This window comes from Frateuria sp. GZRe12, assembly GCF_051900535.1.
Classification (GTDB): Bacteria; Pseudomonadota; Gammaproteobacteria; order Xanthomonadales; family Rhodanobacteraceae; genus Frateuria_A.
Genome location: NZ_JBHZGI010000002.1, coordinates 303486 through 327002, shown reverse-complemented (window position 1 = coordinate 327002; position 23517 = coordinate 303486). Strand labels below are relative to the sequence as shown.

Here is a 23517-nt window from a genome sequence, read left to right as displayed (position 1 = left end):
GACCTCGCCCCGGTCCTATCCCCGGAGTGAAGAGCAGGCAAGGCTGCGCATTGGCGCGTGCGGCGCCCCCGGCTAGGCTGTACCGGAATCCAGGAAGGACCGGAACATGATCCGTGCGATCAGTCTGCTCGGCACAGCCGCCTTCCTGTCGGCCTGCGCACACACGGCGCAGAAGCCCGCGACCGATCCGGGTGTCGGCTCGACCAGTTACCGGATAGCCGACGACACGGGGCTGGCGCACTACTCGCTGGCCCTGGGCCAGGTCGCCACGGGTGCCACCATCGAGCAGCACGTCCCGCCTGCCTACCCCGCCTCGGAGCTTGCAGCCTGCCCGCCGCAGGTCGAACTGCCCGCACGCGTGGTCGTGGACCCGCGAGGAAACGTCAGCGAGGTGCGCATGGCACCACCGGCCGCACAACGTTTTTTTGCCGAGGCCGTACGGAGGGCCGTGCAGGACTGGCGCTACACGCCGCTGACCATCACCCGCTGGGCGGCCGATGCGGACGGGAACAGTCATGCGGTGGATACCGAAGCCAAGCCCTTCAGCCTCGACTACGTGTTCACCTTCCGCTGCGAGCACGGCCATACCTCGGTGTCCTCGGGGCCGGAATCGCCCGCCGGTTGATCTGAACGCTGCGCCCACACGCCCCCGCCTAGACTCGCGGCGGACTGGGCTGTCAGGACCCTGCATGAAACACGTCGCCCGCCGTACGCTGGTCATCGTGCTGGTCATCGTCGCGCTCCTGGTGGTGGCGCGATTGGCCCTGCCCTACGTGGTCAAGGACTATCTCAACCGCAAGATGGACCGCATGGGCGACTACCACGGCCACGTCGCCGACGTGGACATTCACCTGTGGCGCGGCGCCTACAGCCTTGGCGACCTGCGCATCGACAAGGTCGACGGCAAGGTGCCGGTGCCGTTCTTCAGCGCAGGCACGACCGACATTGCGATCAGCTGGCGCGCGCTCACCCACGGCACCGTCCGCGGCCGCGTCGAGTTCGACCATGCCAGCCTCAACTTCGTCGACGGCGGCGACCAGGCGCCCAGCCAGGCCGGCAAGGGCGTGGACTGGCGCCAGCAGCTGGAGGCGCTGATGCCGATCCGGCTGGACGAGGTGACCGCGCACAACAGCCAGGTGACCTTCCATAACTTCGTGTCGCACCCGAAGGTGGACATGAAGATGACCGACGTGGAAGCCAGGGCAGTCAACCTGAGCAACGCAAACCGCGCCCAAGGCAGTCGCGTGGCCGACTTCCACGCCACCGCCAACGTGCTCGGCAATGCGCCGCTGACGGCCGATGCCAGCTTCGATCCACTGGATCCGAAACTGCTGGATTTCACCTTCGACCTGCGCGTCCGGGAGATCGAGCTCAAGCGCCTCAACGACCTGGCACGCGCTTACGCCAAGCTCGACTTTGCCGGCGGCAACGGCACCTTCGTCATGCAACTGCAGGCTCGCAATGGCGAGCTCAACGGTTATGCCAAGCCGCTGCTGCACGACGTCAAGGTGTTCAGCTGGAAGCAGGATGTCGAGCAGGACAAGGAGAACCCGTTGCGGGTCGCCTGGGAGGCTCTCGCCAGCGGTGTCACCTGGCTGTTCAAGAACCATGAGAAAGACCAGTTCGCGACCAAGGTGCCGATCAGCGGCCGGATCGACAACAAGGACGTCGGCGCCTGGCAGGCGGTGATCAACGTGCTGCACAACGCCTTCGTGCAGGCGTACACGCCCAAGCTCGAAGATTTGAAGCCGGCGCCGGAAAAGCAGGACTGACCAGTCCGCTTCACGACCGCGCTGTTATCCTCAGCGCCCGTTGAAGGCTTCCACCGGTATCCGCATGCCCGCTTCGCCCCTCCACGTCGTGATCCTCGCCGCCGGCGAGGGCAAGCGCATGAGATCCCGCAAGCCCAAGGTGCTGATGCCGCTGGCCGGCAAGCCTCTGCTGGGCCACGTGCTGGCGACCGCCCGGGCGCTGTCGCCGAGCACCATCCACGTCGTGTACGGGCATGCCGGCGAGCAGGTGCACACCGCTTTCGCCGCCGATCCGGACATCGGATGGGTCGAGCAGGCCGAGCGGCTCGGCACCGGCCACGCGGTGGCGCAGGCGCTGGCGCACATCCCCGACGGTGCACGCGTGCTGGTGCTCTACGGCGACGTGCCGCTCTTGCGCGCTGACACACTGGCGCCGCTGGTTGCGGCCGACGGCCTGGCGCTGCTTGCCACCGTGCTGGACAACCCCTTCGGCTATGGTCGCGTGCAGCGCGATGCCGAAGGTCGCGTCGCCGGTGTGGTGGAGGAAAAGGACGCCGATGCCGCGCAGCGCGCCATTCGACTGGTCAACACCGGCATCCTCGCTGGCGACGCGGTCGCGCTGCGTGGGTGGATCGGCCGGCTGGAGCGCAACAACGCGCAGGGCGAGTACTACCTCACCGACGTCTTCGCGATGGCCGCCGCCGAAGGCCGTCCCGCCGCCTGCGTCGAATGTCCCGATCCGGTCGAGGCGGCCGGTGCCAACAACCCGCTGCAGCTCACCGAACTGGAAGACCACCATCGTCGCCGTGCGACGCGGGAACTCTTGCTGGCGGGCGTGCGCATGGCCGACCCGGCACGGCTGGATGTCCGCGGCCAGGTGCATGCCGGCATGGACGTGGAGCTGGACATCGACGTGCTCCTCGAAGGGCGCGTGGCGCTCGGCGACGAGGTACACGTGGGTCCGTTCGTGCGGCTGAAGGACGTGCAGCTGGCCGCCGGTACGGCAGTGCTGGCGCACTGCGACCTCGAAGGCGTCATCACCCACGGCCCGTGCACCATTGGCCCGTTCGCGCGGCTGCGTCCTGGCACCGAATTGGCAGCCGGCGTGCACATCGGGAACTTCGTCGAGACCAAGCAGGCGAGCCTGGGCGAAGGCAGCAAGGCGAACCACCTCACCTACCTGGGCGACGCGAGCATCGGCGCGGGCGTCAACGTGGGCGCAGGCACCATCACCTGCAACTACGACGGTGCCAACAAGCACCTGACGCGCATCGAGGATGGCGCCTTCATAGGGTCCAACAGCGCACTGGTCGCGCCGGTGACGATCGGCTCCAACGCCACCATCGGCGCAGGGTCCGTGATCACCAAGGACGCGCCCGAGGGCGAACTCACGGTCGGGCGTGCGCGTCAGCAGATGATTTCCGGCTACAAGCGGCCCATCAAGAAACCTAAGCCGTAGGAGCGCACCTGTGCGCGACAGCCGTCTGCACGGGACCGCGCGTGGCCGGGGGCACGCGTTCCCGCGAGCTGCCATCACCCTTGCGCTTGGGAAAGCTGGCAAGTGTGAAGCGCACTGTGTGTGTGACATGCGTGAGCGGGCCGCGCGGTCGCGCACAGGTGTCGCTCCTACCACCGCGACACGGCCCTCCCGGGATGTGCGTCAGGCGTAACGCCAGCCGTCGATCTCCACCAGCAGTTCGGTGCGGCAGATGTCGCCGTGGAGCAGCAGCACCGGCACGCCGGGCAGGCGCCGGGTGATGAACTCGCGCACCTGCGCGGCGTCGGCCGGATGGCGCACGTATGCCTTCAGCGGCGAGTGGGTATCGAAGCCGGGTGCGAGGCGACCGCGCGCCAGCAGCGCCTCGAGGTTGGTGAAGGTCTCCTCGAGCTGCGCTTGCAGGTCGTCCTCATGCGCCGAGGCGTGGCCGACCACGGCCGCCGTGCCGGAAATCGCCAGTGCATCCTGCGCCGGCAGCAGCATCGCGCGGGCGAAGCTCGGCGGCGTGCGGCCGTACTGGCGCGGGTAGCACCAGGCGCTGACCTGTCGCGGGTTCTCGATCCGCTCGCCCGGCTGATCGCACGCCAGCAGGTACACCTGCAGGCGGCCGCGCGGTCCGTGGTGGCCGATCGCGGTGGCGGCCGGGTAACCCTCGGTGAAGAACCCGCCCATGCCGGTGGCGCGGCCTTCGCAGAACAGCTTGTAACGCTCGGCGTCTCCTTCGCCCTGGTTGATCGCCTCCAGGTAATTCCAGATTCGCAGCACGTGCCGTTCGGCGCGGCCTTCGACCAGCCGGCGCAACGCGTGGTAGGCATGGGTCGCCGCGGGACCGGGGCCACCATGGGCGGCTTCGTCCAGCTCCACCGCGGCGAACAGCCAGCCGCCGCCGGCCGCCCAGCGCACATCGCCGTCGCGGCCGTGGTCCACCTCGGCATCGACTTGCCAAAGCTCCAGCGACGCCGGCGCGTCGAAACTCTCCAGCGCCACGCGCAACCAGCGCGGATCCTCGCTCGCCGGCGCGCCGCTACCGAACCCGAACACCGCCAGCGTGCCGTACTCGGCCAGCACCGTAGCCGCCTCACCGCTGCGATAGGCGACCCGCGGCGCGCGGCGCGGCAGCGGTTCGGCCAGTGCGTTTTCACAACCCTGCATCATGCATTGCCAAACCAGGAGCAACAGGCCGCTATGTTACACTCCGCGCCGGTTGCCGCCGGGGGGAGGCACGCATGGGGTACGGAAAAAAGCATGGCAGAACAGACTGCGGTCCAGCTCGAGCTGGCCACCTTGATCGTCCAGAGCCTGAATCTGGAATCGGTCGCACCCGAACAGATCGACCCGGACGCACCGCTGTTCGGCGGCGATCTGGGACTGGATTCGATCGACGCGCTGGAAATCGCGTTGGCGGTGTCCAAGCGCTACGGCTTCCAGCTGCGCTCGGACAACCCGGAGAACAAGCGCATCTTCACGAGCCTGGCCACGCTCTCGGCGCACATCGAGCAGAACCGCGCCGCTTGAGCTGGCGCGTATGCGTCCTCGTGACGCGCTCGCCAACCCATCGCGCGGATCATCGACTTTTCCACCACTGATGCACGCGCACGTCATGTCCAAAGCCCGGCGCCCCGGCAAGCGCCCGCTGCCGCTGTTGCTCGCCTATCCGTTGCTGGCCGTCGCCGGCGCCTTAATGCACCGGCAATTGCTCTCGCTGGCGGCGCTGTCGCTGCTGCTGGGCTTGTTGTGGTGGCCGGCTCTGCGTGACCGCCGCCCGGCGGCCTGGCTGCTGTGGCTGGCTCTGTCCGGCATGTTGGGCTGGCTCGCTTCGCGCGGCCTGGCCTCGCTGGTTCTCGACGCGGTGCCCGTACTGTTGAACCTGCTGCTGGCTTGGGTGTTCGGACGGACCCTGCGGGCGGGGCGCCAGCCGCTGGTGGCGCAGTTCATCGAGGCGATCGAAGGCGCGCCACGGCTGGCCATGCCGGGCATCGTCCCCTATGCGCGCGGGCTCACCGCGTTCTGGAGCTTGCTGTTGACCGCCCAGGCGCTGCTGCTGGGCGTTCTGCTGTCGTGCCAGGTACCGGGGGGCCTGCTCGAAAGGATGGGCGCCCCTTCGCCCTGGCCGCTGCCGCAGCCATGGGTCCAGGGCTACGTGCACCTGGGCGCCTATCTGTTGATGGCGCTGGTGTTCATCCTGGAATACATCTTCCGTCGCTGGCACTTGCGGCACCTGCCGCACCTGGGCCTGCATGATTTGTTGCACCGGCTGGCGCTACGCTGGCCCCAGCTGATCCGCGGCAGGAACCGCGAGCCATGAGTACCGACAGCTACCACACCACTTTTTCCTTCGCGGCCGGCCACCCGAGCCTGGCAGGCCACTTTCCGGGGCGCCCGCTGGTCGCCGGCGTGCTGCTGCTCGAACAGGTCGCCGACGCCCTGCGTGCCTGGCGCGGCCAGCGGCTGGCCTGCGTACGCGAGGCCAAGTTCGTCGCGCCGCTCCAGCCGGAGGAGTCGGCCGAACTGGAATTGACGCCGGCCGGCGCGCAGGTACGCTTCGAAGTACGTCGCGACGGCACTCTGCTGGCGCGCGGCCTGGTCGAGGGAGCGACTGACGCATGACCCAGCATTGGCAAAGCCGGCCCGAAGGCGGCGGACGTTTCGCGCTGTGGCTGATCCGCAACATCGCGCTGTACGGCGGGCGGCGTTTCGGACGGCTGTTTCTCTACCCGATCACGCTCTACTTCTTCCTGCGCCGCGGCCCCGAGCGCGCCGCCTCGCGCGCCTACCTGAGCCGCGTGTTCGGTCGGCGCGCCTCGTCCTGGCAGGTGATGCGGCACATCCATTGCTTCGCCGCCACGATCATGGACCGGATCTTCCTGCTCGCCCACGGCGAGAAGCACTTCGAGATCGAGACGGTCGGGCTGGAGATGCTCGACGAACGCCTGGCGCGAGGGCATGGCGTGCTGCTGTTCGGCTCCCACCAGGGCAGTTTCGAGGCGCTGCGCGCGATCGGCGCGCGACGCCCGCAGATGCCGTTGCGCGTGCTGCTGGACAAGCAGAAGACCCCGGCGATGACCGAATTGCTCGAAGCGCTGGCGCCGGAAGTGGGCGCCTGCGTGATCGACGCCTCGCAGGACGGCACCTCGATCACCCTGGCGATCGCCGAAGCCTGCCAGCAAGGCGCACTGGTCGCGCTGCTGGCCGATCGCGGGCGCAGCCACGAGGCGTTGCGCCACGCACCGTTCCTCGGCCAGGGCGCGCCGTTCCCGGTCGGTCCCTGGCTTCTGGCCCATTCGCTGAAGGTGCCGGTGGTGCTGTGCTTCGGGCTGTACCTGGGTGGCCGGCGCTACCGCCTGGTGTTCGAGCCGCTGGTGGACCAGGTGGATATCCCGCGCCACGCCCGTGGTCCGGCGCTGGATGCGCTCATCGCCCGTTATGCCCAGCGGTTGGAGCATTACGTCCACGTGGCCCCCTACAACTGGTTCAACTTCTATGACTTCTGGCAGCAAGATCAGCGCGGTCCTGTGCACTCTGGCCCTGACCTGCTCGGCGAACGCCTCGGCACCTGACGCCACCGATGCGCTGATCAGCCAGCTGGGCCGTCCCGCGCCCGCGCGCACCGCGTTCGCCGAAGCGCGCTTCATGCAGGTGCTCGACCGTCCGCTGGTGGTCTCCGGCGAACTGGCCTGGCTGGGCGGCGACACGCTCGAGCGCCACGTCACCAAACCGCACGAAGAGACCGCGCGCATCGCCGACGGCAAGGTCACCCAGCAGCGTGAAGGCAAGGGTGAGCGCAGCTTCTCGCTGGAGCGCGCACCGCAGCTGAAAGTGCTGGTGGACAGCTTCGTGGCGCTGCTCGGCGGCGACCCGGGCCACCTGCGCCAGGCCTTCGCGATCGCCCGTCGCGGCGACGCCACGGGCGCCTGGACGCTCACGCTGACCCCGCGTGATCTGGAGGTCGCGCGCACCGTCGCCACCATCCGCATCGACGGCAAGGGCGACGAGGCACGCTGCATGTGGATGCAGGAAGCGGACGGCGATGTCGCCATCGACCTGCTCGGCAGCCTGGCCGCGAAGATGCCGGCCGAACCCACCCGCGAGGCCCTCGCCACGCTCTGCAAGGGCACCTGAACATGCCGTTGCGCGCGCGCGTCGCGCTGCTGGCCGGATGGCTGCTGGTACTGGCCCTGCTGGGGCTGTGGGTCGTGAAGCATCTTCAGGTCGGCACCGACCTGCGCAGCTTCATGCCCGCACCGACCACGCCCGACCAGCGCCTGCTGATGGAACAGGTGGGCGAGGGCCCCGGTTCGCGCCTGCTGTTGCTGGCGATCACCGGCAAGGACGAAACCATGCTGGCGAAGCTGAGCCAGGCGCTCGCGACGAAGCTCAAGGCCGACCCGCGTTACGCGCAGGTGCTCAACGGCAGCTTCGACCTCACCGCGCTCGATCCGAAGCTGCTGCCCTACCGCTACCTGCTCTCGCCCACGCTGGACACGCATGCGCTCGACGCGGCGTTCCTGGGCGACGAGCTGCAGCAACGCCTGGACGAACTCGGCTCGCCGGCGGCCAGCCTGTTCAAGGGCCTGCTGCCGCGCGACCCCACGCTGGAAGTGCTCAAGCTCGCACAGCGCTGGGCGCCGGCGCGCTCGCCGCAGATCCGCGACGGCGTGTGGTTCTCCCCACAAGGCGAGGCGCTGTTGCTGGTGCAGACCCGCGCGCCCGGCTTCGATCCCGATGCGCAACAGGCGGCCATCGGCGGCATCGAGCAGGCACTGCATGGGTTGCCTGGCGGCCGCGAGGCGAAGTTGACCGTGTCGGGCCCGGGCTACTTCAGCGTGGTCGCCAGCTCGCAGACGCGCAACCAGGCCGACTGGATCGGCCGCATCTCCACGGTGGGCTTCATCGTGCTGTTGCTGCTGGCCTATCGCAGCATCGGCTCGCTGCTGCTGGCGGCGCTGCCGGTGGCCAGTGGCGCGTTGGCCGGCATCGCGGCGCTGACGCTGATCTACCCGCAGGTGCACGGCATCACCCTGGCGTTCGGTTTCACGCTGCTGGGTGTGGCGCAGGAATATCCCATCCGTGTACTGAGCCACCGCCGCGCCGGCGAGGATGCGGTGGCGAGCGTGCGCGACCTGTGGTCGTTGCTGCTCACCGCCATCGCCTCGGCGTGCATCGCCTACCTCGCGTTCTACGCTTCGGGCGTCAACGGTCTGAAGCAGCTGGCCGTGTTCACGATCGTCGGGCTGCTCGCCGCCGGTTTCAGCACGCGCTACCTGCTGCCGTACCTGCTGCCGATCCGGGTGCGCGATGTCGCCGCGCTGCCGTGGCTCAAGCGCCTGCGCGGGGTGGTCGACGGCCTGCCGCGCCCGCGCTGGATCCCGTGGGCGGTCGCCGTCGTCATCGTGGCGTTGCTCGCACTGGGGCGCGGGCCGTTCTGGCAGAACGACCTGGCTGCGCTCACGCCGCTGCCGACCGACCTGCTGCTGCGCGACGCCCGCCTGCGCTCGGCGCTCGGCGCGCCGGACGTGCGTTACCTGCTGGTGCTGGAGGCAGCCACGCCCGAGGCGGTGCTCGCGCTGTCCGAACGGCTCGAGCCGAAAGCGGACGCGCTGGTTGCGAACAAGGCCGTCGATGCGATCGAATTGCCCTCGCGCTACCTTCCCAGCGCAGCCACGCAGAGCGCGCGCCAGCAGAAACTGCCAGATCGCGCGTCACTGGAGAAGTCGCTCGCCGAGGCCACCGATGGCCTGCCGTTCCGGCGCGACCTGTTCGCCCCTTTCGTGGCCGACGTGGAGACCGCGCGCAGTCTGCCGCCGTTGGCCCCGAAGGCCTTCGCAGCCAGTCCGCTGGGCCAGCGCCTGGCCGCGATGCTGGTCGAACGCGACGGCCACTGGCTCGGCCTGGGTACGGTCAGCGGCGTGCACGATGCCGCGACGCTGGCGACGCTGGCCCGGGGCAGCGGCGGCACCGTGCGCGTGCTGGATCTGAAGGGCGCAGCCGAATCGCTGGTGATCGCCTACCGCACGCGCATCCTGCAGGCGTTGCTGGCCGCCACGATCCTGCTGGTGCTGACCATCAGCTTCGCCCTGCGCAGCCTGCGCCGGGCCTGGCACGTGCTGGCGCCGATGACCCTGGCGACCTTCCTGGTGCTGGCGGTCGAACGGGTGGCAGGCGTGCAGATCTCGCTGTTCCACCTCGTCGCGCTGATCCTGGCCGGTGGCCTGGGCCTGCACTACGCGCTGTTCTTCGAACGCGACACCGGCGATGCCGCCGAGCAGCGGCGCACGTTGCACGCCACGCTGGTGTGCGTGCTGTCGGCGCTGCTGGTGTTCGGCATGCTGGCCTGGGCGACCATCCCCGTGCTGCGGGCGATCGGCCTCACCGTCAGCCTGGGCGTGGCCTTCCACTTCTGCCTTTCCATCCTGATGGCGCCGCACGCGCAGGCCGAGCATGCTGCCGAAGAGTGACTGGGCCCACCTGATCCCGCACGCCGGCGGCATGTGCCTGCTCGATGCGGTGCCCACGTGGGACGTGGACACCATCCATGCCACCAGCGAAGGACATGCCCGTCCCGACAACCCGCTGCGCGGTCCGCATGGCCTGCACGCGGTGCACCTGGCCGAGTACGGCGCCCAGGCGATGGCGGTCCATGGCGCGCTGCGGGCGCGCGCCGGCGGCGTCGAGACCGTCCGGCCGGGCATGCTGGTGAGCCTGCGAGAGGTGCGGTTGGCTGTCGAGTACGTGTCACCCGACGGACGTCTGGACGTCCATGCGCAATGCCTTTATGCCGGCGATACCGGCGCCCAGTACATGTTCCGCATCGAACGCGACGGCCACCTACTGGCCAGCGGTCGCGCCGCGGTGATCCATCCGGAGGGACCGAACTCATGAGCACGTCCGCTTCGCCCCGCCGCGCCCTCGTCACCGGCGGCAGCGGCGATCTCGGCAGCGTGATCTGCCACGCGCTGGTGACAGCCGGCTATCAGGTCATCGTGCACGCGAACAGTGCGCTGGAGCGCGCCGAGGCCGTGGCGGCGGCGATCCGCGACTCGGGTGGGCAGGCCCGCGCCATCGCTTTCGACGTGACCGATGGCGACGCCACGCAGGCAGCGCTGGAGAGCCTGCTGGCCGACGGTCCGATCCACGCCGTGGTCAGCAACGCCGGCGTGCACGACGACGCGCCGATGGCCGGCATGAGCGCCCGGCAGTGGCAGCGCGTGATCGACGTTTCGCTGAATGGTTTCTTCCACGTCGTGCAGCCATTGCTGTTGCCGATGGCGCGCGTGCGCTTCGGTCGCGTGGTGGCGGTCGGTTCGGTCAGCGGCCAGGTCGGCAACCGCGGCCAGGCCAACTACGCGGCGGCCAAGGCCGGTCTGCACGGCGCGGTGAAATCGCTGGCACGCGAGATGGCCTCTCGCGGCATCACCGCCAACGTGGTGGCGCCCGGCGTGATCGAGGGACGCATGATCGGAGAGAATTTCCCGCCCGAGCGGATCCGCGAGATGGTGCCGGCCCAACGGGCCGGCAAGCCGGAGGAAGTCGCCGCGCTGGTCGCCTTCCTCTGCTCGGACGCCGCCGGCTACATCAACGGCCAGGTGATAGGCATCAACGGCGGCATGGCCTGACGGCGAACGGCCACCTCGCAGCAACCCGCTTGTAAGCGATGCCATACGGCCATCGGCAACAAGCGGGCCCTGCAGTGCCAGGAGTGCGCTCCCACCCGTCTTCCGCGGTGCGGCCTGACCGATCAGCGCGCCCCGGTCAGTTGCGCTTTGCCGCTGCGAACCGCTTCTTCCAGTAACTGCTGCATCTGCAGCTCGGCCTTGCGGCTGACATCCTGCTGGTGCTGGGCGAGTGCCTGCTGCTGCTTCTCGAACGCAGCCTGTTGCGCTTCGAGGTCGCGCTGCTGTCCGGCAATCTCTTTCTGCTGCGCGGCATGCCGCTGCTCCAGCTCGGCCTGCCGCTGCTCTAGCGCGTGCTGGCGCGCTTCGCGGTCGCGCGAAGCGCCCTTGTCCGCCCCCGAGTTGGCCTCCATGGCTTGCGCGGCGATTTCCGCCGCTTCGCGGGCAAGGTCCGCCTGCTCTCCGGCGAAGGCGGCATCGCGCGCAGCCAGTCCGGCCTGCTGGCCGGCCAGCCGTCCCTGCTCCCCGGCCAACCTGCCCTGCTCGCTCGCCAGCGCGGTCACTGGCGCGTAGATCGCCTTGGCGCGCGCGACCACCGCCGGGTCGTGCACGACGTACGCCTTGTCGGCGTGGCGGAACCAGACCAGCGGGGCGTTGCCATGCTGCAGGTGGCGGGCCGCGGCGATGTCTGCATCGTTGCCGTTGATGATCGCCGTGTCGCCATCGAAGATGGCCAGACCACTACGCGCGTCCGAATTGCTTTCGATGTGCAGGTGATGGCCGCCGAAGCCAGTCAGCGCCGGCGGAGGGGCGGGCGGTGCCGGAGGCGCAGGCGGTACGGCCGGCGCGGGCGGGGGCGGCGGCGGAGGTGGGGCAGGCGGCGCAGGCGGGATGCGGTACCGCGCCGGATGGGCGGCCGGTGCCGCAGGTGCGGCGGGCGCGGGAGCTGCGGCGGGTGCGGGAGCCGCGACGGGTGCCGGGCGTGCCGCAGGTAGCGCTGCCTGCGCGGGTTGGTCCTGGCTTGCGGGAGCATCCGCACTGCCGGCGGTCACGCGGTAAGGCACCACGCCGGCCACCGCGATCGCGACGAGCAGCAGCCAGGCGCGGCTGCGGCGGGAAGTGGCCTCGATGTGCTGCAACATGGTCAGTCGCCTCTTGAGGTTGTGGAACGTGGGGGAAGCTCCGGCCAGGCCGGAGGGGAGCGGTGCGGCCACGCCCAGTCGCAGCAGCAGGCGGCCGTAGGCCTGCGGTGCGCCGCCGGTGCAGGCCAGCGCCTGGGCGTCGCAAGCGGCCTCGCGGCTGAGCGCGTATTCGCGCATCGCCCAGGCCACCAGCGGGTGGAAGAAGAACAGCCGTTGCGCCAGTGCGGGCACCCAGCCCAGCCACAGATCACCGCGACGCAGGTGCGCCAGCTCGTGCGCGATGGCCATCGCGGTTTCCTCGTCGGACAGGCGCGCGTCGGACGGAAACAGCACCAGCGGGTGCCAGGCGCCGAGCACTTGCGGCGAGCCGATGGTCGGCGAAAGCGCGAGATGCGGGGCATGACGCAGGCCCAACCGCGCGGCCAGCGCCTGGCAGGCGCTCTGCCAGCCAGGCGGCGCCGGCTGCGCGCCGCGGCGGGCCCGCGCCACGCGCCAGCCCTGCCGCGTGACCAGCGCCAGTTGCAGTGCGACGCCGCCCAGCCACAGTGCCAGCAGCAGTCGGCCCCACGGGAACGGCGCGTGGTCCGCGGGAGGCACGAGCGCCGGCACGATTTGCGCGCGCACGGAGCGCGTAGCCATCGGCAGCAGCACGACCGGCGAGGCATGGGTGACCACCGCGGAAGTGGCCTCGGGCGGTGGCAGCCAGCGCAACTGCAACGGCGTGTGCCAGGCCAGCCCCAGCACCAGTTGCGCGCCGACCAGCCACCAGAGCATGCAGCGCACCGCGGCCGGCAGCCGCGGGAGCAGGCGGCAGGCCAGCGCGACCGCGCCGATCAGCAGGCAGGCCTGCGCCGAGGTCCACAGCAGGCGCGTGGACAGGGCATCGAGCAACGCCGCGAGCGTGGACATGGTCAGGTTTCCTTGCGCCGTGACTGCAACTGGGCCACCAGCGCCTCCAGCTCGGCCAGTTCGGCATCGCTGACCTCGGCACGCTCGGACAGGTAGGCCACGAACGGCGAGACCGACCCGCTCAGGGTCTTTTCCACGAAGCTGCCCACGGCGTGACGCATCGCCTCGCCTGGCGCGGTGGCGGGGCTGTAGCGGTAGAGGCCGCCGGCCTGGCGGCGCGTGAGGTAACCCTTGCCGCGCAGGCGCTCCATCATGGTCAGCACGGTCGAGCGGGCCAGCCCGCGCGCCTCGCCGAAGCCGGCGGCGACCTCGCCCACCGAAGCGGGCGCGTGGTCGGCCAGGTAATGGAGCAGGGCGAGTTCCTGGTCGCCGATGGACGGGCGTGGCATGGCGGCTTTCCTGACTACAGTTGTAGTCAAGCTAGCGCTGACTACAGGTGTAGTCAATAGGGCTGGTGGCATGGCGTCCGCTCCCCTTCCGGCGAGTGGGCTGGGGTGAGGGGACAAGGCTTGCGAGGAAGAAGGGCGTGGCGGGGGTGTGGAGGAGCGTCACCACGCGGATCCCGGCGAGCCCCGGCCCCTCAACCCAGCCCACTCGCCGGAAGGGGAGAGCGAGGCGGGAGCTAAGGCAACGGGACGCGCGTGGCTTCGGTGAAGACCACCCGCCAACGTCCGTCGCGCTCCGCCCAGATGTCGGCAAAGCGCAGGCGCACCTTGTAGGGCTTGCCCTCGCTGGTGCCTTCGAGCGTCACCACCCCACCGAGCACGGCGCCGCCGGCCCAATGGCGAACGACCTCGTCTTCCACCGTGAACGGCTTCATCGAGGCGCCGGGCGCGGTGTAGTCATGGATGAAGGCGGCCTTGTCCTCGACCAGGCCGCGGCTGTTGAAGAGCACGTAGTCGTCGGCGAGCAGCCGCGCGAGCGCCACGCCATCGCCCTTCATCTGCGCGCGATCGAACTCGGCGACCGCCGTGGCGAGCGCGGGCGGCAGCATGGCGTGCGGGGCGGTGGCGCGGGCGCGGCCCGCGTGAAAAGCGGCGACGAGGGCGAACAGGGCGACGGCGGTCTTCATGGACTACTCCCGTGGGGACGCCCGCAACGCTAGCGCCCGCGCGAACGCGTCGCTATCAAATACCTGCTCGCGCGTGCGGCCGTGTCCGTGCGCAGGCGCGCCCGCGCCGCCGCGGGTGTCAGCCCCACATGCCGTCGGAACGCCGCGCCGAAATGGCTGTGATGGCTGAAGCCGAGCTCGCAGGCCAGCGCGGCGAGGTCGTCCGTGCCGGCGGCAAGCCGTTCGAGCGCGAGCGCCAGGCGGACGCGCGTGCGGTAGTCGGCCAGGCTCAGGCCGAAGGCGCGGCGGAACACGCGTGCCAGGTGGAACGGCGAACAGCCGACCCGCGTGGCCAGCGCCGCCAGACCGACGGCGTCGGCGGGATCGGCAAGCAGCATCTCCCTTGCGCGCGTCGCCAGCCGCTGGGCGGGCGGCGCGAGTGGACCCCGGGGCAGCGCGGCGCGATGCAGGATGTCGTGGCACAGCGAGGTGGCCGCTTCCTCGACCGCCAGAGAATCAACCTCGCCCCGCACCAGCGCGGCGTGCAGCGCGCGGTGCCGGTACTGGTCGGCCGGAGTGGCCACGCGCGCCGCGTCGGCGCCGTCGCGCAGGCGGCGGCCGAACAATTCGTCCTCGTGCTCGGGTGCCACCTCGAAGCAGCTGCAGGCATCGCCGCCCTCGAACGGATGCGAAATGCGGTAGCTGTCGCCGGCGCGGTAGAGCAATGCGGTGGCCGGATCGCCCACGTACGCGGCGCCGCCCAGGTGGTAGCCGAAGCCGCCGCGCCGCAGCATGGCCAGATGCGTGCGCTCGTCGCCGCGCTCGCAACCGCAACCGCCGCGCGGATGGCGGCAGTCGATTCCGGTGATGCGCAACAGCGGGCTGTCGAACAGCACGGTGACGTCGGCCAGGCCCATCGGTTTCCTTCGACAAGGCAGGCCGCCAGCGTCTCAGAACGCCATGTCGAACGCCACCTCGCCCTGCACGCCGACCTGGTAGGCCGACACGCGCCGCTCGAAGAAGTTGGTCACCTCCTGCACGTCCTGCAGGTCCATGAAGTCGAACGGGTTGCTGGCGCCGTATTTCTTCGGGAAATCCAGTTGGGCCAGGCGCTGGTCGGCGCAGTATTCCAGGTACTGGCGCATGTCCCTGGACGACAGGCCGGCCACGCCGCCGGACAGCACGTCCTGGGCAAACTGCGTTTCGCAGGCGATCGCTTCCTCGAGCATCTGCTCGACCTGCGCGCGCAGTTCGTTGTCGAACAATTGCGGCTCCTCGGCGCGCACCATGCGCACCACTTCGAACGCGAAGGCCATGTGGCCGGACTCGTCCCGGAACACCCAGTTGGTGCCCGAGGCCAACCCGTGCAGCAGGCCGCGCGAGCGCAGGTAGTAGACGTAGGCGAACGCGGCGTAGAAGAACAGCCCCTCGATGCACGCGGCGAAGCAGATCAGGTTGAGCAGGAACCGGCGGCGGTCTTCGCGCGTGTCGAGTCGGCGGAGGTGCTCGATGGAGCCGATCCATTTGAAGCAGAACTCGCCCTTGGCGCGGATCGAGGGGATGCTCTGGATCGCGTCGAACGCCCGGTGCCGTTCGGCAGGATCGGGAATGTAGGTGTCCAGCAGGGTCAGGTAGAACTGCACGTGCAGCGCTTCCTCGTAGAGCTGGCGCGAGAGGTACATGCGCGCTTCGGGCGCGTTGACGTGCTGGTAGAGGTTGAGCACCAGGTTGTTGGCCACGATGGTGTCGCCGGTGGCGAAGAAGGCGACCAGGCGCTGGATCAGGTGGCGCTCGGCGGCGTTCATCCTGGCGTTGAGGTCGGTGAGGTCGGGCGCGAAGTCGACCTCGTCGACCGTCCAGGTATTGCGGATGGCGGCGCGGTACATCTCGTAGAAGGCCGGATAGCGCATCGGGCGCAGGGTGAGGGCGTAGCCGGGGTCGAGCAGTTGACTGGTCATACGATGGCCTTCGATTCTTCCTTCTCCCCCAGGCCTGCCTGAGCCAGTCGAAGAAGGGTGCCCCGGGGGGCGGATGAGGTACGGGTCATGTGCGGGATCGGGCGCGCGGCCCTCGATTTCGGTGCTGCGCGCACCCGCTCAGGCTGAGCCGGTTCCATGCAAGCGGACTCTCGCCGGTGGGAGCGCACCCTGTACGCGGCAGGATGGCCAGGGTTGCGCGATTCGCGGCAAGCGCCGAGCCGTCTTTCCCAACCCCTGTTCCGTTGGAGAAGGTTTCATGCCCCGCGTTCGTAGTCGTCGTGGACGAACTTGCTGATGTAGGAGGCCAGGCCCTCGCCGGCTTCGGCCAGAACCTGCATGTTCCGCACGTGCTCGGTCCCGGCACTTGCCGCCGAATACTGGTAGTCCTCGCCGTTGACGAACCACACCCGGATCCAGTCCGTGCCGAGTTCGAAGGCAGTCACGCCCGAATGGCCGTCCAGATTGCGATAAGGCTGCATGCGCGTTCCTCGTCACTGGCAGGCCTCGCAATACTCCGGATTCTCCAGTGAACAGAACACCGCTGCGTTCGCCTCGACCTGGCTTGGCGCGGCAACGGTCGTCTTGGCGATCTTCGTCGCCGGTCGCGAGCGAAGGTAGTAGGTGGTCTTGATGCCCGCCTTCCATGCGTACATGTACATCGAGGAGAGCTGGCCGATGTTCGGGTTCTCCATGAACAGGTTCAGCGACTGGCTCTGGTCGATGTATGCGCCGCGCGCGGCGGCCAGATCGATCAGCGCCTTCTGCGGCAGCTCCCACACGGTGCGGTAGACCTGGCGCAGGTGTTCGGGGATCACCGCGATACCCTGGATGGAGCCGTCGGCAAGCTTGATCGCATCGCGCACCTCGGTCGTCCACAGGCCCAGCGTCTTCAGTTCCTCGACCAGGTAACGGTTGACCACCAGGAAGTCCCCCGAAAGCGTTTCGCGCTTGAACAGGTTGGACACCTGCGGTTCGATGCATTCGTAGCAGCCGGCGATCGAGGCGATCGTGGCGGTGGGCGCGATGGCGATCAGCAGCGAGTTGCGCAGGCCGCTGTTTTTGACGCGCTCGCGCAATGCGCTCCAGCGCGCCTCGTCGTGCGGTGCGGCCCGCGGCCAGTAGTCGAACTGCAACTCGCCGCGCGCGGCGCGGGTCTCGCCGAAGCCCGGATGCGCGCCGGCCCGTTCGGCCAGCTCGCAGGATTGCTCCAGCGCGTGGAAGTAGATTTCCTCGGCGATGCGCGTGGACAGGTCGAGCGCCTCGGCCGAATCGAAGGCCAGGCGCAACTGGAACAGCACGTCCTGCAGGCCCATGATGCCCAGGCCCACCGGGCGCCATTTGCGGTTGGCGCTTTTCGCGCTGGCGATCGGATAGAAGTTCAGGTCGATCACCCGGTCCAGCTGGCGCACCGCCGTGCGCACGGTGGTGCCCAGACGCTCGAAATCGAACGCGCCCTCCGCGAGGTGACGCGAGAGATTGATCGAGCCAAGGTTGCACACCGCCGTCTCGCCCGCGCCGGTGACCTCCAGGATCTCGGTGCACAGGTTGGACAGGTGAATAACGTTGTCCGCCTCGGCCGTCTGGTTGCCCGTGGCGTTGCAGCGGTCCTTGAAGGTCATCCAGCCGTTGCCGGTCTGCGCCAGCGTGCGCAGCATGCGTGCATAGAGCTCGCGCGCCTTGATCGTCCTGGCGGCGAGACCGGCGGCTTCCGCCTCGCGGTAGGCCTGCTCGAAAGCCACGCCCCACAGGTCGACCAGCTGCGGCACGGCCTTCGGGTCGAACAGCGACCAGTCGCCGTCGGCTTCGACCCGTCGCATGAATTCGTCGGGGATCCAGTTGGCCAGGTTGAGATTGTGCGTGCGCCGCGCCTCGTCGCCGGTGTTGTCGCGCAGCTCCAGGAATTCCTCGATGTCCGCGTGCCAGGGCTCCACGTACACGCAGCACGCGCCCTTGCGCTTGCCGCCCTGGTTGACCGCGGCGACGGAGGCGTCGAGCGTCTTCAACCATGGCACCAGGCCGTTGGAGTGACCGTTGGTGCCGCGGATCAGCGACCCGCGCGAGCGCACGCGCGTGAACGAAAGGCCGATGCCACCGGCGAACTTCGACAGCTTGGCCACGTCCGTGTACTTGTCGTAGATCGCCTCCAGCGAGTCGGCCGGCGAGTCGAGCAGGAAGCAGGAGGACAGTTGCTCATGCGCGGTGCCGGCGTTGAACAGCGTGGGCGAACTGGGGATGTAGTCGAGGGCGGAAAACAGGCGGTAGAGCTCCAGCGTCTCGCCCACCTCGTTGCCGCCGAGCGCGCAAGCGATGCGCATGAAGAAGTGCTGCGGCGTCTCGATGACTTTGCGCACCTGCGGATGGCGCAGGAGGTAGCGGTCGTACACGGTGCGCAGGCCGAAGTACTCGAAGCGGCGAGTGGCCACCGGATCGATCGCGTCATTCAACTTGCGCGCGTGCGCGGCGACGAAGTCGCGCAGCCTTGGGTTGAGCAGGCCAAGCTCCGCACCGCGTGCGATCGACTGCGAAAAGCTCTGGATCTCCTGCCCGCGCACTTCCTTGTCGATGTAGGCGCCGAGCAGCCGCGCGGCAAGCTGGCCGTATTCGGGCTCCTCCGCGGTGAGCGCCGCGGCGGTGCGGATCGAGAGCTGGTCCAGCTCCGCCGTGCTGGCGCCGTCGTACAGGCCGCCGATGGTCTTGAGCGCAACGCGCAGCGGATCGACCCCGTGCAGGCCGTCGGCGTTGCGCGTCACCGCGCGCACGATTTTGTTGACGTCCACGCTTTCGGTAACGCCGTTGCGCTTGGTCACGCGCATCTGCGCGGGGCTGTGCGGCGGGGTCAGGGCAAAGCCGTCGTCGGCAGGTGGCGCGGCCGTGCCGTCGCGGGAAGCGGTATCGAGGGTGTCCAATGCGGGTCTCCGGGAGGGAAGCCGCCGCGCCGGTACGGAGGAGAACGCACCGACGCGACGGTTCCAAAAACGTCAAACGCCTGCTCCCGCGCGCAGGGCCTGAGGGCTCGCTTCCGACGGACGGCACGCCCACGCGGGCGCCAGAACGCCCGCATGCAACGCGCCTCCCCGCGGAAGCGGTCACCCGCGCCGGGCCGCATCAGGATCGGACGGTCGCGTCTCATGCGACGCGACCGCCAGCCCTTGGGGCCCGGCGTGCCGGCAGGTCTTCGGACTTCGCGGACGCGGGTCGGTCGACCCACCTACTTGCCCTCGCTTCCCAGGCGCTGCGACCCAGTGCATGTGAGGACGTTCGTTTCCGCTTACCGCTGCGGGGCAGTTCCGGATTTACACCGGATTCCCTTTTAAGCCCGACCGACAGTCGCGTCTGGACGGGCACCGACGAGGCACAACATATCTGGGCTTTGGGCGACGGTCAACCCAACATTTAGTGGTCGACGGTCACCAAAAGCGCTCCGCCCGCGTTCGGGCACCTTCCCTATGGGACTGGCAAGGGCCGTGATCGCGCAGTGCCCCCTTGCCGGCACTTCCCCTTTCGAATGCGGCGGAAGGTGCCAACAAGTGCTCCTTTGGCACGAGTTCCCGGCCGCAACGCTGCGCTCACTTGTCCCCCACGGCGCGCTGCCTATCGTCGCGAGCCATACCCAGCCACAGCGGGAGCGGATGATGGCCACGACGAAAACCGCCAAAGGCGGCAGCGGCGCCGGCAAGGCGGTAGCGAAAGAACGCCGGGTGCAATCGCGCATCGACGCCAAGGACAAGCAGAAGCAGGCATCGAAACCGGCTGGCAAGAGCGCCGCAAAGAAACAGCCTGGCCAGACCAGCACGCGCGCCAGGCCGCGCCCGCCGTTGCCCGAGCAGCACCTGAGCAAGCCGGGCAAGGAGGCCAAGCTCAAGCCGCGCCCGCAATTCCTGGCGCCCGACTACCGTGGCAGCGGAAAACTCGAAGACATGGCGGCGATCGTCACCGGCGCCGACTCGGGCATCGGCCGCGCGGTGGCCGTGTTGTTCGCCCGCGAGGGCGCGGACGTGGCGGTGGTGTACCTGTCCGAGGACGAGGACGCGCGCGAGACCAGGCGCCATGTCGAGAAGGAAGGCCGCCGCTGCCTGCTGATCCGCGGCGACGTGAAGGATCCGGGCTTCTGCGAGCAGGCCGTGCAGCAAACGGTGGACGAGTTCGGCCGTCTGGACGTCCTGGTCAACAACGCCGCTTTCCAGGAGCACGCCGACGCGCTGGAGGACATCACCGAGGAACACTTCGACCTCACCATGCGCACCAACATCTATGGCTATTTCCACATGGCCAAGGCCGCGCTCCCGCACCTGCGCGAAGGCAGCTCGATCATCAACACCGGTTCGGAAACCGGCCTGTTCGGCAACGCGAACCTGCTCGACTACTCCGCGACCAAGGGCGCGATCCACGCCTTCACCATGTCGCTGGCAAGCAACCTGGTGTCGCGCGGCATCCGGGTGAACGCGGTGGCGCCGGGGCCGGTATGGACGCCGCTCAATCCGGCCGACAAGCCGGCCAAGGGCGTAAGCAAGTTCGGTTCGAAGAATCCGATGGGGCGACCGGCGCAGCCCGAGGAGCTTTCGCCGGCCTACGTGTTCCTCGCCGCGCCCAGCTGCTCCAGCTACATCAGCGGCGCGATCGTGCCGGTGATGGGCGGCTCGACCGGCTGACGCCATGCACCTGTCGGACCCGTGGTGGGTGTATGCACTGCGCGGGGCGGGGGTGTATCTGGGCCTGTTGCTCCTGCTGCGGCTGCTGGGCAAGCGTTCGTTCGGCGAAATGACGACGTTCGACATCGTGGTGCTCATGCTGGTCGGGGGTACGCTGCGCACGGCGATCATCGGCGACGACAAGGCGCCCCTTGCGGCGATCATCGGCGTGCTGGCGATCTTCCTGCTGGACAAGGCCATCGCCTGGGTGGCCGCGCGCTGGCGATTGTTCGATCGCGTGATCGAGGGCAGGGCCAGCCTGCTCGCGCGCGATGGACGGATCATCGAGGGGGCCTTGCGCAAGCACGACATGTCCGATGAGGCGTTCTGCCGGGTGCTGCGCGAGAAAGGCTTGCGCGAAGTGGGCGACGTCGCCGAGGTGCGGCTGGAAGCCAACGGCAGGATCAGCGTGCTGAAGGCGCCCCATCACGACTGAAGCGTCCCGGCCCGTCCCCGTGCAGGAACGCACCTGTGCGCGAGCGTGCGGCCACGCACAGGTGCGCTCCTGCAGGAAGCCGGTCCTGTCGTGCGCGCAGGCAGGAAGGCTGGCGCCGCCCGCGGCACTTCCATCACTCGCTTTTTTCGCAGTGCGCCTCGTAGGCCGGATACAGCCGGTCCTCCTCGCGGCTGATCCGCTGCTTCAGCTCCGCCAGCAACTGCCCCAGGCTGCGCGAGAAGGCCTCCGCATCGGCATTGCCCTCGTGGTAGGCGTCGAAGAACGCCAGCAGCGCCGGCGTCAGCTGCTGCATTTCCCCGACATAGCGGCGGGCCAGGGCGGAGGTGGATGGATGCGCTTGCAGCGCCGGATAGAGCCGGCTGTCCTCCAGGGTCAGGTGCGCGACCATCGCCTGCCTCGCCTTGCGCAATCGCTCGCCGCCCTCGGGGCCGGCCAGGCCCAGGCCTTGCAGTTCGTCGAGCAGGACGTACAGCTGCGCATGCTGGTCGCGCAGGATGTCGGTCAACCTCACGGAGCGTCCTCGCCGTCGATCTGGTGCCAGTCGGCCGAGCGCTCTAGCCAGGGCGGCACGGCGGCAGCCGGCATGGGGCGCGAGACGTGGAAGCCCTGCACCTCGTCGCAGGCCATGCGGCGCACGGTGTCGTAGATGCGCCGGTTTTCCACGCCCTCGACCACCACGCGGAAGCCGAGGTCGTGTGCGAGTGCGGCGGTCGAGCGCACGATCGCCGCGTCATGCCGGCTGGCGTCCATCGCGCGCACGAAAGACTGGTCGATCTTCAGGCAGGTCGCGGGCATCTGCCGCAGCGAGGCGAGGTTGCTGTAGCCGGTGCCGAAATCGTCGATGGCGATGCCGGTACCCAGCTCGCGCACCGCGTCCAGGTGGCGCCGCGTGGCGTCGCTGTGCGCCAGCAACGTGCTTTCGGTGAACTCCAGTTCCAGCACGCGCGGATCGACCCCGTGGCGACTCGCCACGTCCTGCAGGCGCGTGACCAGGTCGGCGTCGAAATCGGCGTTGGATATGTTGAGCGACAGGCCGACGTCGCAGCCGGTGCGGCGCCAGGCGGCCAGCTGGGCGACGCCGTGGTCGAGCACCCAGCCGGTCAGCGAACGCATCAGCCCGGCGCGCTCGGCCAGCGGCACGAACTGGCCCGGCGGCACCTCGCCCAGGGTCGGATGGCGCCAGCGTGCAAGCGCTTCCAGGGCGACGCAACGGCCGTCGCTCAGGCGCACGCGCGGCTGGTAGTGCAGATAGAGCTCGGTGCGCTCGGTCAGGGCGGCCGCAAGCTCGGTGACCAGGAAGAACTCCTGCCGGTGCCGTTCGTCCTGGCTGCGCTCGTACAGCGCCCAGCCGCGCGGACTGCGCTGGGCGGCGTACGAGGCGCTCATCACCTGGCGCAGCGGATCGGCGCCGTCGAGCTGGCGCACGTCCAGGTCGAGCAGACCGACACCCGGCTGCAGCGTGAGCGGGATGTCCAGGCAATCGAACGGCGTGCGCAGGCGGGCCACCAGCGCGTCCAGCTGGCTCGTTTCCAGCGGCTGGCCCCCGTCCGGCAGCACGGCGGCGAAGCGGGTGACGCCGACCTGGAAGAGGTTGGTGCGCGCCGGCATCCAGTCCTGCACGCGCGCGGCCACCGCGCGCATCAGTTCGTCCGCGTAGGCAAAGCCCATCGCGCGCACGAAGGCATTGAAGCGCTCCACCGGGGCCACTTCGATGGCGATCAGCCATGCGCGCTGCACGCCGTTCTTGTGTCGGTTGCGCAGGTCCTCGAAGAACGCGCTGCGATGCGGCAGCTGGGTGACCGGATCGGTGCGTCCCAGATAGCCGCCCAGCACCACGCCGGCGCCGGCCAGGCGCGCGGCGTCGCGCAGCGCGGCCAGCCCCGCCTCGTCCAGGCCGCTGCGTGGCGCGTGATCCATCACGCATAGCGCGCCGACGTGGCGGCCGCTCAGGGTGAACACGGGTTCGCAGGCGAAGAAGCGCAAGCTGGCCGGCGAGGGGCCGGTGAGCGGCGGCGTGTCGCGGTAGCGCGCGTCGGCGGCGATGTCGGGCAGCACCTGGCCGGCGCCGCGGCGCGCCGCCTCCAGGTAGAGCGGATGCAGCACATGGGGGGCCTGCGGGCCCGCATCGCTGCTGTACCAGTAGGCGCTGCCGCCATCGAGCACCAGAGCGACCATCGCCACGCCGAGCGAAGCGGCAGCCAGGTGGGCGACGGCATCGAAGCCGGGCACGGTGTAATGGTCGGTCGTGGCCAACGGGTCTGCCCCGTCGCCAGGAGCGGTGTCCCTGTCCATGAACGTCGCTTCCAGCGCGTGCTCCATGGTCGTATGCATGGCGTTCTCCCTCCGGCCGACCAGGTGGGAACCGCTTGTAACCCGTCGGCCAGAGTACTTCGGCCGCGTCGGCAGCCGCAATGCGAAAAATGGGAAAGTGC

General features: G+C 69.3%; 23 protein-coding genes and 1 riboswitch. Of the genes, 13 read left to right on the top strand and 10 right to left on the bottom strand.

All coding sequences use genetic code 11. The features are described 5' to 3' along the window. Positions 1 to 106: 106 nt before the first annotated feature. The 3 genes from ACFWZ4_RS07240 to glmU all read left to right on the top strand — a co-directional run bounded on the left by ACFWZ4_RS07240 (position 107) and on the right by glmU (position 3210). A complete protein-coding gene (locus ACFWZ4_RS07240) occupies positions 107 to 625 on the top strand; it encodes an energy transducer TonB (RefSeq protein WP_439704055.1) in 519 nt (172 codons plus the stop codon). Between the two features lie 64 nt (positions 626 to 689). Then, positions 690 to 1772 (top strand): hypothetical protein, encoded by a 1083-nt coding sequence (locus tag ACFWZ4_RS07235; RefSeq protein WP_439704054.1) that lies wholly within the window; start codon positions 690 to 692, stop codon positions 1770 to 1772. 64 nt (positions 1773 to 1836) lie between these two features. Beyond that, a complete protein-coding gene (gene glmU, locus ACFWZ4_RS07230; RefSeq protein WP_439704053.1) occupies positions 1837 to 3210 on the top strand; it encodes a bifunctional UDP-N-acetylglucosamine diphosphorylase/glucosamine-1-phosphate N-acetyltransferase GlmU in 1374 nt (457 codons plus the stop codon). A 201-nt stretch (positions 3211 to 3411) separates the two neighbouring features. Here glmU and ACFWZ4_RS07225 read toward each other — a convergent pair whose 3' ends face one another. Next, positions 3412 to 4404 (bottom strand): pteridine-dependent deoxygenase, encoded by a 993-nt coding sequence (locus ACFWZ4_RS07225; protein WP_439704052.1) that lies wholly within the window; start codon positions 4402 to 4404, stop codon positions 3412 to 3414. A 90-nt stretch (positions 4405 to 4494) separates the two neighbouring features. Between ACFWZ4_RS07225 and ACFWZ4_RS07220 the strand changes: the two genes are divergently transcribed. From ACFWZ4_RS07220 to fabG, 8 genes are all read left to right on the top strand, one after another. Beyond that, the gene (locus ACFWZ4_RS07220; protein ID WP_439704051.1) at positions 4495 to 4764 is read left to right on the top strand and encodes a phosphopantetheine-binding protein; all 270 of its coding nucleotides are present in this window, start codon (positions 4495 to 4497) and stop codon (positions 4762 to 4764) included. An 85-nt stretch (positions 4765 to 4849) separates the two neighbouring features. Next, entirely contained in the window at positions 4850 to 5554 is a 705-nt protein-coding gene (locus ACFWZ4_RS07215; RefSeq protein WP_439704050.1) for a xanthomonadin biosynthesis protein, read from the top strand. Next, complete coding sequence (locus ACFWZ4_RS07210) at positions 5551 to 5856, top strand: hydroxymyristoyl-ACP dehydratase (RefSeq protein ID WP_439704049.1); 306 nt, start codon at positions 5551 to 5553, stop codon at positions 5854 to 5856. Before ACFWZ4_RS07215 ends, ACFWZ4_RS07210 begins: the two co-directional genes overlap by 4 nt. Continuing rightward, on the top strand, positions 5853 to 6806 hold the full coding sequence (locus ACFWZ4_RS07205) for an LpxL/LpxP family acyltransferase (RefSeq protein WP_439704048.1): 954 nt from the start codon (positions 5853 to 5855) through the stop codon (positions 6804 to 6806). Before ACFWZ4_RS07210 ends, ACFWZ4_RS07205 begins: the two co-directional genes overlap by 4 nt. After that, positions 6730 to 7368, top strand: a complete 639-nt coding sequence (locus tag ACFWZ4_RS07200) for a LolA-related protein (protein ID WP_439704047.1) — start codon at positions 6730 to 6732, stop codon at positions 7366 to 7368. The genes ACFWZ4_RS07205 and ACFWZ4_RS07200 overlap by 77 nt, the downstream gene beginning before the upstream one ends. A gap of 2 nt (positions 7369 to 7370) precedes the next feature. Next, complete coding sequence (locus tag ACFWZ4_RS07195; RefSeq protein ID WP_439704046.1) at positions 7371 to 9704, top strand: MMPL family transporter; 2334 nt, start codon at positions 7371 to 7373, stop codon at positions 9702 to 9704. Beyond that, positions 9688 to 10128 carry a phosphotransferase gene (locus ACFWZ4_RS07190; protein ID WP_439704045.1) on the top strand — a complete coding sequence of 147 codons (441 nt, stop codon included), beginning with the start codon at positions 9688 to 9690 and terminating at the stop codon, positions 10126 to 10128. Before ACFWZ4_RS07195 ends, ACFWZ4_RS07190 begins: the two co-directional genes overlap by 17 nt. Next, the gene (gene fabG / locus ACFWZ4_RS07185) at positions 10125 to 10862 is read left to right on the top strand and encodes a 3-oxoacyl-ACP reductase FabG (RefSeq protein ID WP_439704044.1); all 738 of its coding nucleotides are present in this window, start codon (positions 10125 to 10127) and stop codon (positions 10860 to 10862) included. The genes ACFWZ4_RS07190 and fabG overlap by 4 nt, the downstream gene beginning before the upstream one ends. Positions 10863 to 10984: 122 nt before the next feature. On the opposite strand, the gene ACFWZ4_RS07180 is transcribed toward fabG, so the two are convergent. The 7 genes from ACFWZ4_RS07180 to ACFWZ4_RS07150 all read right to left on the bottom strand — a co-directional run bounded on the left by ACFWZ4_RS07180 (position 10985) and on the right by ACFWZ4_RS07150 (position 18846). After that, a complete protein-coding gene (locus ACFWZ4_RS07180) occupies positions 10985 to 12910 on the bottom strand; it encodes a M56 family metallopeptidase (RefSeq protein ID WP_439704043.1) in 1926 nt (641 codons plus the stop codon). Positions 12911 to 12912: 2 nt separating this feature from the next. Beyond that, positions 12913 to 13299 carry a BlaI/MecI/CopY family transcriptional regulator gene (locus tag ACFWZ4_RS07175; RefSeq protein ID WP_439704042.1) on the bottom strand — a complete coding sequence of 129 codons (387 nt, stop codon included), beginning with the start codon at positions 13297 to 13299 and terminating at the stop codon, positions 12913 to 12915. 233 nt (positions 13300 to 13532) lie between these two features. Next, positions 13533 to 13982, bottom strand: coding sequence for a nuclear transport factor 2 family protein (locus ACFWZ4_RS07170; RefSeq protein ID WP_439704041.1), 450 nt, complete (start codon positions 13980 to 13982; stop codon positions 13533 to 13535). 29 nt (positions 13983 to 14011) lie between these two features. Then, positions 14012 to 14878, bottom strand: a complete 867-nt coding sequence (locus ACFWZ4_RS07165) for a helix-turn-helix domain-containing protein (RefSeq protein WP_439704040.1) — start codon at positions 14876 to 14878, stop codon at positions 14012 to 14014. A 33-nt stretch (positions 14879 to 14911) separates the two neighbouring features. Then, positions 14912 to 15919: a ribonucleotide-diphosphate reductase subunit beta gene (locus tag ACFWZ4_RS07160; protein ID WP_439704039.1), complete on the bottom strand. Its 1008-nt coding sequence runs from the start codon at positions 15917 to 15919 to the stop codon at positions 14912 to 14914. A 275-nt stretch (positions 15920 to 16194) separates the two neighbouring features. Further along, positions 16195 to 16419 (bottom strand): hypothetical protein, encoded by a 225-nt coding sequence (locus ACFWZ4_RS07155; RefSeq protein WP_439704038.1) that lies wholly within the window; start codon positions 16417 to 16419, stop codon positions 16195 to 16197. A 12-nt stretch (positions 16420 to 16431) separates the two neighbouring features. Further along, positions 16432 to 18846 (bottom strand): ribonucleoside-diphosphate reductase subunit alpha, encoded by a 2415-nt coding sequence (locus ACFWZ4_RS07150; RefSeq protein WP_439704037.1) that lies wholly within the window; start codon positions 18844 to 18846, stop codon positions 16432 to 16434. A gap of 243 nt (positions 18847 to 19089) precedes the next feature. Then, a riboswitch (cobalamin riboswitch) is annotated at positions 19090 to 19304 on the bottom strand. Between the two features lie 265 nt (positions 19305 to 19569). Between ACFWZ4_RS07150 and ACFWZ4_RS07145 the strand changes: the two genes are divergently transcribed. Both ACFWZ4_RS07145 and ACFWZ4_RS07140 read left to right on the top strand, forming a co-directional pair. Then, complete coding sequence (locus ACFWZ4_RS07145) at positions 19570 to 20589, top strand: SDR family oxidoreductase (RefSeq protein ID WP_439704036.1); 1020 nt, start codon at positions 19570 to 19572, stop codon at positions 20587 to 20589. A gap of 4 nt (positions 20590 to 20593) precedes the next feature. After that, complete coding sequence (locus tag ACFWZ4_RS07140; RefSeq protein ID WP_439704035.1) at positions 20594 to 21064, top strand: DUF421 domain-containing protein; 471 nt, start codon at positions 20594 to 20596, stop codon at positions 21062 to 21064. 133 nt (positions 21065 to 21197) lie between these two features. On the opposite strand, the gene ACFWZ4_RS07135 is transcribed toward ACFWZ4_RS07140, so the two are convergent. Further along, positions 21198 to 21596 (bottom strand): hemerythrin domain-containing protein, encoded by a 399-nt coding sequence (locus ACFWZ4_RS07135; RefSeq protein ID WP_439704034.1) that lies wholly within the window; start codon positions 21594 to 21596, stop codon positions 21198 to 21200. Continuing rightward, positions 21593 to 23416 (bottom strand): putative bifunctional diguanylate cyclase/phosphodiesterase, encoded by a 1824-nt coding sequence (locus ACFWZ4_RS07130; protein ID WP_439704033.1) that lies wholly within the window; start codon positions 23414 to 23416, stop codon positions 21593 to 21595. Before ACFWZ4_RS07130 ends, ACFWZ4_RS07135 begins: the two co-directional genes overlap by 4 nt. Positions 23417 to 23517: the final 101 nt, after the last annotated feature.